At 61.7% G+C, this 12838-nt stretch carries 11 protein-coding genes; 9 read left to right on the top strand and 2 right to left on the bottom strand.

Going from position 1 to position 12838, the window contains the following annotated elements:
• Positions 1 to 379: 379 nt before the first annotated feature.
• The 9 genes from AC56PL_RS01660 (at position 380) to AC56PL_RS01620 (ending at position 10861) form a co-directional block, all read left to right on the top strand.
• Positions 380 to 1885, top strand: a complete 1506-nt coding sequence (locus AC56PL_RS01660; protein ID WP_495514692.1) for an exopolysaccharide biosynthesis polyprenyl glycosylphosphotransferase — start codon at positions 380 to 382, stop codon at positions 1883 to 1885.
• 40 nt (positions 1886 to 1925) lie between these two features.
• A complete protein-coding gene (locus tag AC56PL_RS01655) occupies positions 1926 to 2903 on the top strand; it encodes a WecB/TagA/CpsF family glycosyltransferase (protein WP_495514691.1) in 978 nt (325 codons plus the stop codon).
• A 176-nt stretch (positions 2904 to 3079) separates the two neighbouring features.
• Complete coding sequence (locus tag AC56PL_RS01650) at positions 3080 to 3742, top strand: LuxR C-terminal-related transcriptional regulator (RefSeq protein ID WP_495514690.1); 663 nt, start codon at positions 3080 to 3082, stop codon at positions 3740 to 3742.
• Positions 3709 to 4932: a sensor histidine kinase gene (locus AC56PL_RS01645; RefSeq protein WP_497152827.1), complete on the top strand. Its 1224-nt coding sequence runs from the start codon at positions 3709 to 3711 to the stop codon at positions 4930 to 4932. The genes AC56PL_RS01650 and AC56PL_RS01645 overlap by 34 nt, the downstream gene beginning before the upstream one ends.
• Positions 4929 to 5924, top strand: coding sequence for a DUF8320 family protein (locus tag AC56PL_RS01640; RefSeq protein ID WP_495514688.1), 996 nt, complete (start codon positions 4929 to 4931; stop codon positions 5922 to 5924). Before AC56PL_RS01645 ends, AC56PL_RS01640 begins: the two co-directional genes overlap by 4 nt.
• A gap of 155 nt (positions 5925 to 6079) precedes the next feature.
• On the top strand, positions 6080 to 6304 hold the full coding sequence (locus AC56PL_RS01635) for a response regulator transcription factor (RefSeq protein WP_482135708.1): 225 nt from the start codon (positions 6080 to 6082) through the stop codon (positions 6302 to 6304).
• A gap of 110 nt (positions 6305 to 6414) precedes the next feature.
• Positions 6415 to 6612, top strand: a complete 198-nt coding sequence (locus AC56PL_RS01630) for a hypothetical protein (protein ID WP_495514687.1) — start codon at positions 6415 to 6417, stop codon at positions 6610 to 6612.
• A gap of 123 nt (positions 6613 to 6735) precedes the next feature.
• Positions 6736 to 9378 (top strand): helix-turn-helix transcriptional regulator, encoded by a 2643-nt coding sequence (locus AC56PL_RS01625; protein ID WP_497152826.1) that lies wholly within the window; start codon positions 6736 to 6738, stop codon positions 9376 to 9378.
• An 88-nt stretch (positions 9379 to 9466) separates the two neighbouring features.
• Positions 9467 to 10861 (top strand): cytochrome P450, encoded by a 1395-nt coding sequence (locus AC56PL_RS01620; RefSeq protein WP_495514685.1) that lies wholly within the window; start codon positions 9467 to 9469, stop codon positions 10859 to 10861.
• Between the two features lie 63 nt (positions 10862 to 10924).
• On the opposite strand, the gene AC56PL_RS01615 is transcribed toward AC56PL_RS01620, so the two are convergent.
• Together AC56PL_RS01615 and AC56PL_RS01610 are read right to left on the bottom strand one after the other, a co-directional pair.
• Positions 10925 to 11701 carry an enoyl-CoA hydratase gene (locus AC56PL_RS01615; RefSeq protein ID WP_495514684.1) on the bottom strand — a complete coding sequence of 259 codons (777 nt, stop codon included), beginning with the start codon at positions 11699 to 11701 and terminating at the stop codon, positions 10925 to 10927.
• Positions 11698 to 12771 (bottom strand): 3-hydroxyisobutyryl-CoA hydrolase, encoded by a 1074-nt coding sequence (locus tag AC56PL_RS01610; protein ID WP_495514683.1) that lies wholly within the window; start codon positions 12769 to 12771, stop codon positions 11698 to 11700. Before AC56PL_RS01610 ends, AC56PL_RS01615 begins: the two co-directional genes overlap by 4 nt.
• Positions 12772 to 12838 lie beyond the last annotated feature (67 nt).

The raw sequence follows: 12838 nt of genomic DNA, 5'->3' as shown, positions 1-12838 counted from the left end.
GCGTTCAGACGATCACCCATATGATTAGCATAAGTAACGTTTGTAGCCGGATTGATTGAATTTCTGCTGGCACACCCAGAAAAGCTCGAAGTAAAGGCAATGACCTTCGGCATCAATCCCGCTCCTATAGTGCAGTTCTGAGCGTAACGTTCATTCTGAGCGTGGCTATTGATGATCGTCTATTGATATAAATAGCTCACCATTCAAGTTGCATTTCGCGGGCTATTTATGTGCGCATACATCACGATCACCTGTAGCCCAATTGGACTATGTGAGCAGTCGAGCAATCAACGGTAATTTCGCCATTATTCGATTACCTGTGGCATCAGAATCCTGCGTCCACACTCGAAATCCGAACAGCGCAAGGGGGCCGAGGGTCATGTTGAACGAAGCGCACGTCGCAACCACCCAGAGCGAAAGACCGCCCCTTGAGCTGGTCAACGGCACTTTTGAGCGCTGGTCGTCGGCGTATGTGCGGCGCATACGCTGGACCGATCTCGCGCTGGTACTCGGCGCGGTAGCCGGTGCGGTAATAATCCGTTTCTACGGAAATGGGGAATTAGAAATTGCCCAACGCAAACATCTGCTCATCGAGACAATCGCGCTATCCGTAGTATGGATTGTGGCGTTGCGCACGACGCAGAGCTCAGATAAGAGAATTATCGGATCTGGTGCAGCGGAATACAGCCGAGTAGCCACTGCATGCTTTATGGCGTTTGGCTTCTTGGCGATTTTCGACCTTGCATTCAAGCTGGACATTGCCCGAGGGTTCGTCGCAGTCGCATTGCCATTCGGGACAATTGCACTGCTCTCTGGGAGATGGGCATGGCGAAAGAATCTGACCCACCAGAGGTCGAATGGAACAAGTCTTCAGCGAATACTCGTCGTGGGCGATTCCGATTCTTCGATCCCATTGATAGATCGCATCGAGGACAACCCGATCTTGGGCTACAAAGTGGTCGGCTTCGTCAACACCAGGGGAAACGCCGGCTCCCAGGTGGGCCACTTGGCCGCGGCCGCGACGCCGCGTGGCCTGCAACCGCCGGCCATAGATCTTCGTGGGCTCACCAATGCGGTCAAGCAGACCGGCGCAACGACCGTCGCCGTGACATCCGCTTCTGCGCTTGGCTATTCGGCAATGCGCGAGCTCTCTTGGGGGCTCGAGGCAATGGATGTCGACATGGTGGTGGCGCCCGGCGTCACGGACATCGCGGGCCCCCGGATGATGGTGCGACCGGTCGCCGGACTCCCGATGGTGCACATCGACAAACCGCGCTACGCCGGCGCGAACCGGTTCCTCAAAGCCGGAGTCGACCGACTTGGCGCCGGTGCACTCTTATTTCTTCTGGTGCCGGTACTTCTTGCCTGCACAATTGCGGTCAAGTTCAGCTCGCCCGGGCCAATCTTCTATCGAGCAGAACGCATCGGACTCGGCAACAAACCGTTCCTCATGTGGAAGTTCCGCAGCATGGTCGACGGGGCTGACCAGCAAAAAGCCGCCTTGGTTGAAGCATCCGACGGAAACGGCGTCTTATTCAAGATGCGTACGGATCCGCGCGTCACTCGTGTCGGTGCCTTTCTGCGCCGGTACAGCCTCGACGAACTCCCCCAGCTGATCAATGTTCTGACCGGCGAGATGAGCCTGGTCGGACCGCGACCACCACTCCGTGAAGAGGTCGCGCAATACCGCGGCCCGGTGGTCCGAAGAATGCTCGTTCGCCCCGGGATGACGGGACTGTGGCAGGTCTCGGGGCGGTCGGAGCTCTCATGGGACGAATCCGTCCGCCTCGACCTTCTCTACGTCGAGAACTGGTCGATCATGCAGGACCTCCTAATCCTTTGGCGCACATTGCGTGCCGTCATCAAAAGCCAAGGCGCGTACTAGCCGATCACCCCGACTCCACCCCATTTTCAGGAGAGCGACGATGCACTCAGAAAAAACTTTGGCACCGCAGACGGTCACAATGATGATCGGTGGGGTTCCCGTTGACCTATGCACGGAAGACCTTGTGCTCGATACGGTGCAGAGGCGCCTGAGCGGACCAAGGAACACCCCGCTGGCGATCGGATCGGTCAACCTCGACCACCTACATCACTTCACCGCCCCCGGTGGCCCACGCCTCGACCACCCGGACCGACACGGTGATGACGGCGTCGACTGGGTACTACTCGCCGACGGGGCCCCCATCGTTGCCCGCGCGACCAAGCTGACGGGACGCCCCTGGCCTCGCCTCACGGGCGCTGATCTACTGCCGTCGATATTGCACGAGGCCGAGCGCGCCGGGAGCCGCGTCGGCTTCTACGGGGGATTTCCCGAGCTACACCAAAAACTGGACGAGCGGATCAGGGAGGACTTTGGCGGGCTGGGCCCGGTGCGCTACTGGTCGCCTGAGCGCGCCGACCTCTCAGACCCACGCAAATGTGCACGGGACGCCGAGGAAATTCGTGATGCCGGGACCGACATACTCGTGGTCGGATTGGGCAAACCCCGTCAGGAGATGTGGATCGAACATTTCGGTACACGGACCGGATCACGCGCATTGCTGGCCTTCGGTGCAGCCGCCGACTTCCTGGCGGGAACCACTGCGAGGGCGCCGGTCCAACTGCAACGCCTCGGTCTTGAATGGCTTCATCGGCTCGGATCCGATCCGCGACGGTTGGCCCGTCGATATCTGCTCGAAGGTCCGCCCGAGCTGCTCACATTGCGCCGCGCGCAAGTGACACGAGACTTCCGCTCAGCCATTGTCGAGACCACCAGCCGCTCCACCTCGGGCAACGGTCCAGGTCAGCGCACGGTGAGTCAGCCCTCCCGCAATCTCACATCGCCCGCACAATCCCGAGCGCCGGGAATTGCTTCACAGACACTTTCATCGACGGCAGCACCGTCCGTATCCGCCGGGTAATCCGCACCGAGTCCTGCGGTTTTAGCTGGTGACAGCTAAGATATGTTCTGGCCAGCTCAAGAACATGGGCGCGCGTTCGTCCCGAACCGGCAAATAGACGTTGTGTCTGTTCAGGCGCGACTTGAACCAGTAGGTCCCACCAATGGAGGCTTTCGTAATTTCTCATCGTGTGACCCATGGATGAGACGTGCGAGCTTGCCCGTATTGGTGTCGTGGAAGACTTCGCGACCACCCGGCGGGGTCTGGTGACGATCATCAATCAGGCAGACGGATTGTCGGTGGTGGCTGATGCTCCGACGGTGTCGAAGCTCATCGATCAGGGCGAGCCGATCGATCTTGCTCTGCTCGATCTTCGGCTTTCCGACGATTCGAGGCCACGCAGCAATATCGAACAGCTGCACACCGTCACCGAAAATATCTTGGTGTTCACCTCTGCGTCCGAGCCATTCCTGATCCGCGAAGCGCTCACCTCGGGGGTGCTCGGCATCCTGCGAAAATCTGTCGATGTAGACGAACTCATCAGCGCGATCCGATCAGCGCTGTCCGGCGTGGTGGTTCCCACCATGGAATGGGCGACCGCCATCGATTCGGATCCCAATCTCGCCGCGGTCGACCTCAGCCCCCGACAACGTCAGATACTCGAGTTGTACGCCGCGGGCGAGCCGGCAACGCGGGTCGCCTCCATCACCGGCTTGTCGGCCGAGACCGTGAACTCATACGTAGGGCGGATCAAACAGAAGTACTCCGAGGCAGGTCGGCCGGCACCTACCAAGACCGATCTGTACAAGCGGGCACTGGAGGACGGATGGCTACCAATGCCGCGGCGCTTTCGTCGCTGAGATCGGCAACACCGGGGTCGCCGACGCCGACATCGGCCGGCGATCTCACAGCTCGACAGGTCAGCCGGTTCGGATCCATCGCGATGTGCCTTTACCCGCTGCTGCTGATCACCCCCATCCGATCTCTCTCGGAAGTCGTCCCGACGTGGTGGACCGTCGCAGCGCTGACATTGATCGTCGCGCCCGCAGCGGCGATGTTCATCTGCACCTTCATCCCGGACGACCGCTGGACCTATCGCGCGGCGTGGGCGGTTTCGATCTCCTACGTCGTCGTCTTCGCATCGTTCCCCTTCGTGTGGAACGGACTACCGACCGGCGATGGGAGCGGCGCCTGGTTGACTCCGATAGCCGGCGTCGCCAGTGTGGCGGCTGTGGTTGCGATGCCACTCCCCGCTGCGACCGTCTACCTCCTGGTATCGGTGACGGCAACCCGCCTGATCAGCGCCTCTGCGGCAGAGCGAACCAGCGCGTCCGAGTTCGTCCCCGACCTCGCCTGGGGACTGTTCGTATCAGCGGTCCCTTTCACCATCGCAATCATCGCGTTGGAGACCGGCAGGCTTCGCGATCGCGCCCAGGTCCGCGCGAAAGGCCGTGCGGAAACCACTGCCGCCGAGCAGAGTCGACGACGTGAACGGGCGCGATTGGATGCGATCACGCACGATCGCGTCATGTCGATCATGTGGGCCGCGTCCCGCGAGGGCACCAACACCGAACTGCAAGGCCAGGCGCTGGCCACCCTGAAGCAACTCGACGATCTCCGGGCCGATGATGATCTACAGCGCGCCTTGACTCCGACCGAGGTCATTTCTGAGGCCGAATCTGCCGCACAGATCGTGGACCCGGGTTCACAGGTACACAACACCGCGGCAATCGAAGCGTCGACGACCTATCCGCAGGGCGCCGTGCACGCGATGATGGCTGCCATGTCCGAGGCACTGCACAACAGTGTTCGGCACGCCGGTCCGGGCGCCGAGCGTTCGGTTCTGCTATCGATGGGCACAAACTCACTGACCATCGATATCTCAGACAACGGGATCGGCTTCGACGAAAGTCGCGTCCCCTCGGATCGTTTGGGTATTGCGTTGTCGATTCGTGGACGGCTGGAACAGATCTCGGGCGGATCGGTGACAATCAGCTCGAAGCCGGGCAACGGGACCCAGGTGGTACTGACCTGGCGGCGACCGACATGAGCACCAGAATCTTCGTCGGTCTGGCGTTTCTCAGTTTTGTTGTGGTCACCGCCTTTGTTGCCCTCGGGAGCCTGCCCGCCGACAGCGCTGTGTGGCCGGTCATCGTCACGCTGGGGTTCCTCGGCATCGGCGCAGGCGCAATCACCTTCGGGCGCAAGGACCCACTCGAGCTCCGCTTCACGGCCATCGCTTGCCTGGCGCTACCGGCGGCCGTGCTCACGCTACTGATCGCTGAACCTCAAGTCATCGAAAGCAGCCGTCCACCTTGGCTTGTCAGTGCCGTCGCCATACTGTGCGTCATCCTCTGTCTGCGCGGACGAATCCTGCTCGCCTGGTCCAGTTTTGCTGCCTGCTACGTCCTCATCATCGCGTGGTCCGCGATATTTTCGGAAGGACGCCCGGAGCTGGTTCTGTTGCTGCTGTTACCGGCCCGGCTGTTCATCGGAACAGCATTCGCGTTGGTCCTGCGTCGTTCGATTCTCGCCATCGAGGCGATGAACCGCGCAGAGTCCGAGGAAGCGGCCCGAGCAGCCGCTGCCGGCGCCGCCCGTGAAGAACGCATGTCCCGGCTCGCCGATCTCGAATCAATGGTCCGGCCGATGCTCACGCGCATCGCCGAGGGACAACAACTTTCTGGCGCAGACAAAAGGACCTGCGCGCTGCTCGAGGGTCAGCTCCGCGATCAGATACAGGCGGCAGCGCTGACAAACGTGGCAGTCGCCGGCAATGTGCGTGCGGCTCGGCGTCGAGGTGTCGACGTTGTGATGATCGATGACGGCGGGCTCACCTACACATCGCCCGCGGTCCACCGGCGGGTCACACAACATGTGAACGAGGTACTCCACACCGCCGACGGCGGGCACTTACGAATCCGCGTTCTACCTCCTGGAAGATCGAGTTTGATTTCGATCTATCGCAGTGACGAAAAGTCTGGCACGATGAGGATTGATCTTGACGTGCATGGAGATCCGGCCTCCGACCTTGCTAGCTAGCAAGGGTAACGATGAGGCATTTTTGGTGTAACCAGAAGATGTGTCTACCCGATCGTCGCCAATCATAAGAAGATCATCCTGGGCCGGGAACCCGATCACCAGGAGATATTTCGATGACCTTGTCACTTGCCCCTCTAAGCATCAGAGGGTTTGCCATGCCACGTCTCACCGCACGCGAGATCGAAGTGCTGCGCTGCTGGGTAAAGCATGACTCGAAGTCCAGCGCTGCCAGCGAATTGTTCATCACTGCGGCGACCGTCAACACTCACGTCAACCGAATCCGAGGTAAATACGCGGCCAGCGGCCGACCCGCGCACACCAAAGCAGCACTGCTGGCGCGCGCTCTCCAAGACGGCTACGTCACACTCGACGAGTTCTGACACATCCCGGAATCCATCGCAGGGTGTTGAGTCGAACCACGAATCGACACCCGTAATCGGGGTAGTCCGCTACCCCACCCTCGCCATCCAGATCGGGTGACGATGCATAGGTGGCCACCAACGCGCCTGATCTCGACACCGCTATGAATGAACTACCGGTGGTGTATTCGATCGCGCTGCGCCTGCGAGCCGCCGGAATCCCGGCCACAACGGTCGCCGACTGCCTTGACGTCGACATAACTGCGTTACCGATGCTCTACGACGTCGCCGAGGCAAAGTTGGCACACCTACGCCGACGACACCGGTGAGCGGACAAATAGCTTGCTCGCCAGGCTCGGCCAGACTTAGCGTCACAGGTGTTGGTGCGACAGTCGCAGCCAAACCGGAACAGAACTTTCAGACATCGTGAATTGTGATCGAGGGAGTCGATCATGTTCGTCGAGTGGCCGATCGCGGGACGCCGAGAAGAAGTAGAACTCACCACTGCCGCGATCACTCGTCGCGGCGGGGGTAACGGCGTCGTCATCGGTGGCGCGCCCGGTGTCGGCAAGACCCGCCTGTGTACCGAGGCCGTCGCGGCGGCGAGCCGCCTGGGCCACCGGTGCTATCGGGTGTCCGCGACGTTGTCGTCGAGGGATGTGCCACTGGCCGTCTTCTCCGACCTGCACCTCGATATCGACGTGGACGCGCAACCGCTTCGCCAGATTCGATGCCTTCTCGACCATTTGACGACATCACCGGACGCCAAAGCCCTGATCGTGGCGGTTGATGACGCGCATCTCCTCGACAATCAATCCGCGTTCGTGATCCACGAGCTCACGGTCCGCAAACTCGCCAATGTGCTGGTGTCGATACGCGCCGGGGAACCTGCACCTGATGCCATCGCCGCCCTGTGGAAAGACCGGCATCTGCCGCGCCTCGAACTTCAACCGCTGTCCCGAGCAGAAACCCGCCGGTTGCTCGAGCGAGCTTTCGACGGCCCGATCGAATCAACAAGCCTCAAACGGTTGCACACGCTGTGCGACGGGAACGTCCTGTTGCTGCGCCAGCTCGTCGACGAAGAGTACGCCGCGGGCCGTTTCACCAACACCTCCGGTTTGTGGTTCTGGTCCGGTGACCTGACCATCACTCCGACATTGGCGGAGATCATTCGGGCCAACATGACCAATCTCCCACCCGAGGTGTCGGATCTGGTCGACCTGTTGGCCGTCAGCGAACCGCTGACGACAACCGAATTGGCTTCACTCGTCGACGATCCCACGCTGGAACTGGCGGAATCGTTGGGCGCCATCAGCACTCGCGCCTCACCTACGGGAGCGATCACCGTCGGACTGGGCCACCCGTTACTGGGAGAGGTCCGCCGGGCCGAACTCGGACTGCTTCGACGCCGTCGCCTGGCAACAGAGATCGCCGCCACACTTGCGCGCGGTATGCGCCAAGAGCCATCCGTTGTGCTTCGCCGCGCGGTACTCGTCCTCGAGTCTGACCTTCCGCCGGATCCCACGCTCCTGGCCCAGGCGTCACAGACTGCTCTGATGTCGCTCGACGTCGGTCTGGCCACACGATTCGCCACCTCGGCTCTGGCACTGGACATCTCGCCAGAGGATGCCTACCCACATCTCATGACACTGGTGGTCGCAGGCCAGGGACCCACAGCTGAGCGAGCTTTCAACGAGCGCGCGATCGAGTCCTGCCATCCGAACTTTCCCCGATGGAACATCTTGCGCGCCGCGAACCTCGCATGGATGCTCGCCCGTCCTGTCGCGGCGGCCGAACTGCTTGATGTCATCGATACCGATTCGCTCGAATCGGACGTGAGATCGGAGCTCTCCGCTGTCCGAGCCTGCATACTCTCCGTGCAGGCGTCACCCAAGGCCGCGATCCGGCATGCGGAAGATTCAATCTCGGAACCGAAGACAAGCGACTTCTTTTTCATGATGGCAACCTCCGCCATGGTGATGTCTGCCGGCGCACTCGGAATGTACGAGACCGCAAACAAATACACGACGCGAGGCTACGCCAGATCCGAGTCCTCATGGCAGACAGCACAACTCCAATTCTGGTTGGCAGCAATCCACGCCCGAGTCTGCCGCGTCTCCGGCCACATCAGCCAATGCCTCAACGAAGCCTCCCGATTCACGGAGATCGCGCGCGACGTCGGCGGTACCACCTACATCCTGGCGACGTACCTTCGTGGACACGCCGCACTCGCCTCCGGACGAGTGCAGACCGCGACCACCGAGCTCCTCGACGCTCGGGTGGGAATCGAAAACGACACCTACACAGCCACGTCAGATGCCATCAATCCAGCCGGCCTCCTCTGGATCGCCGAGACGCAAGCTGTCAGCGGCGAAGCTGCCAACGCTCAAAAGACCCTCCGAGTGCTGTCGGACATCTGGCCGGCCGAATACACGTTCATGGAGAGTGGCCGCGCACTCGTGCAGGCTTGGGTCGAGGCCGCCGAGGGCGCGGTCAGCCAAGCGATCGGGTTGGCTGTCACAGCCGCCGATTTCGCACGGCGTCACAATCAACCGGCCTATGAGGTTCTGGCACTACAGACAGCGACCCAATTCGGTTGTCTCACAATGGCAAGCAGGCTTGACGACCTGGCCTCCCGAGTGGAGGGACCCCGCGCGCGCATCGCCGCACGTCATGCCGCTGCGCTGGCAACCGACGATGCGACTGGAGTGTTGGCAGCCGCCGGATACTACGAGACGATGGGCGACCGCGTGGCCGCCGCGGATACCGCAGCACAGGCAGGGAGGATATTCAGCAACCGGCAACGGCGTGGATCCGCACTCCTGGCGTCCGAGATGTCGCGGCGCCTGGCCGCCGAATGCGGACGCACGGCGACTCCGGCCCAGCTCCAGACGACAGCGGCCGTACCTTTCACGGCGCGGCAGTGCGAGATCATCACGTTGGCTGCAACCGGCCTGTCAAACAGCGCGATCGCCACGCGTTTGAGCGTCTCTGTGCGATCCGTCGAAGGCCACCTGTACCGGGCAGCACAGCGCGCGGGGGTCAACAGCCGGGAAGAACTGTCAGAGATCCTCACCGGCGCCCGATTGAGGTAGTCGACTACTCGCGACGCCCCGGCCAGACCGTTGAATAGTCGATTGCAGAACCAACCGACGACCCGACACCGGAACAGGCGGTCGCATCATGGTCGAAACAGTCGATCCCGTCGAGGTGGCCAAACTCCCCCTCGCACCGCGCAACCCCTTGCCGTATTTACAACGGCTCAAGTCCGTACGGAACTATCACACCGGGATGGAGACCCTCCGCGATGCAGGCGGGCCGGTCACCCGCCACAAACTGGCTCCGTCGTGGATGTTTCCCGAGTTCGTTGTGGCCACCTCGCCGCAGGCAATCCACGACGTCCTCGACCGGCCTCACGCATTCGTCGACAAGGCTCTCCCGTTCCTCACAGAACAGCAGCGGCTGCTCGGCGACAACCTCTTCAATGTCGAGCACGACAAATGGTTGCCACGGCGGCGCGCGATGCAGCGGGTATTCACCAAGAATCATGTCGCCCGATATGCCGACAATATGGCCGAAGCCGCCGAGTCCTGCTTCGAGGACTTTGACGGTGTCGACATCATCGACCTCGATGAGCTGTGTCATTCCCTCACATTGCGGGTACTGGGACGATCGGTACTCGGACTCGACCTCGACGAACACGTCGACGAGGTCGCCGCCGCGATGAACATCGCTCTGAAGTACGTGACGGGCCGGGGCACACAGCCGGTCCGAGCTCCGAATTGGCTGCCCACTCCCGCACGACGACGTGCTCGGACAGCTGCGACGGCGATGCACAACCGTGCTCAGACGATCCTCGACGAATGCCGTATCGATCCCACGAAGGACGCCCCACTGGTTCGTGCATTGATTGACGCCAAAGACCCTGACACCTCAAAATCGCTTTCTGACAGCCAAATACGCAGCGAGCTAATAGTCTTCATGATCGCTGGTCACGACACCACATCGACAACTCTGACGTACGCGTTGTGGGCGATCGGCCGCCATCCTGATATCCAGGACCGGCTCGCGGCTGAAACCGCCCAGCTCGGCGAACGCAGGTTGACGCCCGAAGATCTGCCTCGTTTGTCTTACGCGGTTCAAGTGCTGCATGAGGCACTCAGGCTGTGCCCACCGGCGCCGGCCATAGGTCGTCGCGCGGTCGCCGATGTCGACGTGGACGGTTTTCGGGTCGAAGCAGGTGCGTGGTTGGTTGCGGGAATCTATGCGATGCACCGTGATCCGTCGATTTGGGATAGTCCTTTGGAGTTCAACCCCGATCGGTTCGCTCCCGAGAACTTCAACGACCGCGACCGGTGGCAGTACCTACCTTTCGGCGGGGGACCACGTGGCTGCATCGGATCTCACTTCGCGATGCTCGAAGCCACCCTGGCGTTGGCCACGATCATCGGTCGGCATCGCATCGAGGCCCTTGATGATGAGTTCCCCGTTGCACTTCCGTTCACCATGGTCCCGAAGGGTCCGATCCGCGCCCGGGTGTCCGACCGCAACCAAAGCGACAACCCCTCAGAACACTGACGCCCGCGCAGTCTGCAAACTGCGCGGGCGCGAGAAGGACGAGCGTCTATGCGGTGTGCGCGATCAGCGGTGGTTGAACTTCGCGTCGCGCTTCTCCACAAACGCGGCCATGCCCTCGGACTGGTCCTCGGTGGCGAACGTCGAGTGGAAGACCCTGCGCTCGAACAGGATTCCTTCGCTGAGGCCGATCTCCTGTGACCGGTTCACCGCCTGCTTGGCCAGGATCGTGATGGGCAGCGACAGTTCGGCGATCGTGTTGGCGACCGCGAGTGCGTCGTCGAGGTACGACTCGGTGGGCACCACGCGGGAGACCAGGCCGGCCCGCTCTGCCTCATCGACCTTCATCCGGCGGCCGGTCAAGACCATGTCCATGGCCTTGGCCTTGCCGATCGCGCGGGTGAGTCGTTGCGAGCCACCGATTCCCGGGATAACACCCAGGTTGATCTCCGGCTGACCGAAGACCGCGTTCTCGGCGGCAATGATGATGTCGCACATCATCGCCAGCTCGCACCCACCGCCGAGGGCAAACCCGGCCACGGCCGCAACGACCGGTGTCCGAACGTTGACCAGGCCATCCCAGGCACTGAAGAAATCTACTGCCAGCATGTCCACGTAGGACTTGTCGGCCATCTCTTTGATGTCGGCGCCGGCGGCGAACGCGCGTTCGGAACCGGTGATCAGGATGGCGCCGACGGTCTGATCGGCGTCGTACGCCTGTGCCGCAGAGACGACTTCGTTCATCAGTTGAGAATTCAAGGCGTTCAGAGCCTTCGGGCGATTCAGGGTGATGATTCCCACCCGGCCGCGCTGCTCGGTGAGGATCGTTTCGTAGTCGCTCATGCCTGGTTTCCGTTCGTCAGTTCGAGTTCTTTGGGTACCGGGGCGAAGAAGGCGTCGATGTCGGCCTTGTCCACAGCGGTGAGGCTTGGCGGTGACCACTTGGGTGACCGGTCCTTGTCGATGACCTGTGCGCGAATGCCTTCGGCGAGGTCGTGATGGGTGAGGAAGTGAATCGACACCCTGTACTCGGTGACCAGCACGGTCTCCAAGGTCGTGTCGGCGATGATCTCACGCAGCGATCGCACGGTCACCTCGACCGACGTGGGAGACTTCGCCGCAACCACATTGGCGGTGTCGTGGGCATCGGACTCGTCGTGGCCACGCAGACGCTCGACGATCCCGACCGCGGTATCGGCCGCAAAGGCATCGTCGATCCAGCGCCTCTTGGAGAGCAGACCCGACGCCGGCGGAGCGATGCAGAACTCGCCGATGACCTCATCGACCGGCCGGTGTGTCAGCGCTGAGATGAAGTCGGCGATCTTCTCCGACGGCAGATAGTGGTCGGCGAATCCGATGGCGATGGCATCGGCGCCATTGATCTGCGCAGCGGTCAGCGCGAGGTAGGTACCGAGTTCGCCCGGAGCCTTCGCCAGCAGGTAGGTGCCACCCACGTCGGGAGCAAAACCGATGCCGACCTCGGGCATTGCCATCTTGGTGCGGTCGGTGACGATCCGGGTGTTGCCGTGCGCCGAGATCCCGACTCCGCCGCCCATGACGATGCCGTCCATCAGGGCGATGTAGGGCTTCGGATAGTGCGAGATGTAGGCGTTCAGGATGTACTCGTCGTACCAGAACTTGCCCGAGGGAGACGCGACCGCGTCGTCAAGGGTGGCGGACTGCAAGGCGTCGCGGTGGATGGCAACGATATCGCCGCCCGCGCACAGACCCCGCTCACCGGCGCCATCGAGGACCACCGCTTCGACAGTGTCGTCATCTGCCCACTTGCGGAGAGCAGCATCGATTTCAAGCACCATTTCGTGGGTGATGGCATTGATGGCCTTGGGGCGGTTCAAGGTGATCCGGCCAATGCGGCCTTCCGTCCGGACCAGGACGGTGCTCTCGTCTGACATGACACTCCAATGATCGACTGCGACGGCGCTCACAATACTTGCATATCCTAGTAACGCCAGTCCAGAG

The sequence above is a fragment of the Williamsia sp. Y721 genome, assembly GCF_059683565.1.
The sequence above is the reverse complement of the archived record's forward strand: the minus strand, read 5'-3'. Positions and strand labels throughout refer to the sequence as shown.

Coding starts and splice junctions, on each gene's coding strand:
- AC56PL_RS01610 (WP_495514683.1), bottom strand. CDS start 12,771: ATGTCAGACGAGAGCACCGTCCTGGTCCGGACGGAAGGCCGCATTGGC.
- AC56PL_RS01615 (WP_495514684.1), bottom strand. CDS start 11,701: ATGAGCGACTACGAAACGATCCTCACCGAGCAGCGCGGCCGGGTGGGA.
- AC56PL_RS01655 (WP_495514691.1), top strand. CDS start 1,926: ATGCACTCAGAAAAAACTTTGGCACCGCAGACGGTCACAATGATGATC.
- AC56PL_RS01620 (WP_495514685.1), top strand. CDS start 9,467: ATGGTCGAAACAGTCGATCCCGTCGAGGTGGCCAAACTCCCCCTCGCA.
- AC56PL_RS01650 (WP_495514690.1), top strand. CDS start 3,080: ATGGATGAGACGTGCGAGCTTGCCCGTATTGGTGTCGTGGAAGACTTC.
- AC56PL_RS01660 (WP_495514692.1), top strand. CDS start 380: ATGTTGAACGAAGCGCACGTCGCAACCACCCAGAGCGAAAGACCGCCC.
- AC56PL_RS01640 (WP_495514688.1), top strand. CDS start 4,929: ATGAGCACCAGAATCTTCGTCGGTCTGGCGTTTCTCAGTTTTGTTGTG.
- AC56PL_RS01625 (WP_497152826.1), top strand. CDS start 6,736: ATGTTCGTCGAGTGGCCGATCGCGGGACGCCGAGAAGAAGTAGAACTC.
- AC56PL_RS01635 (WP_482135708.1), top strand. CDS start 6,080: ATGCCACGTCTCACCGCACGCGAGATCGAAGTGCTGCGCTGCTGGGTA.
- AC56PL_RS01645 (WP_497152827.1), top strand. CDS start 3,709: ATGGCTACCAATGCCGCGGCGCTTTCGTCGCTGAGATCGGCAACACCG.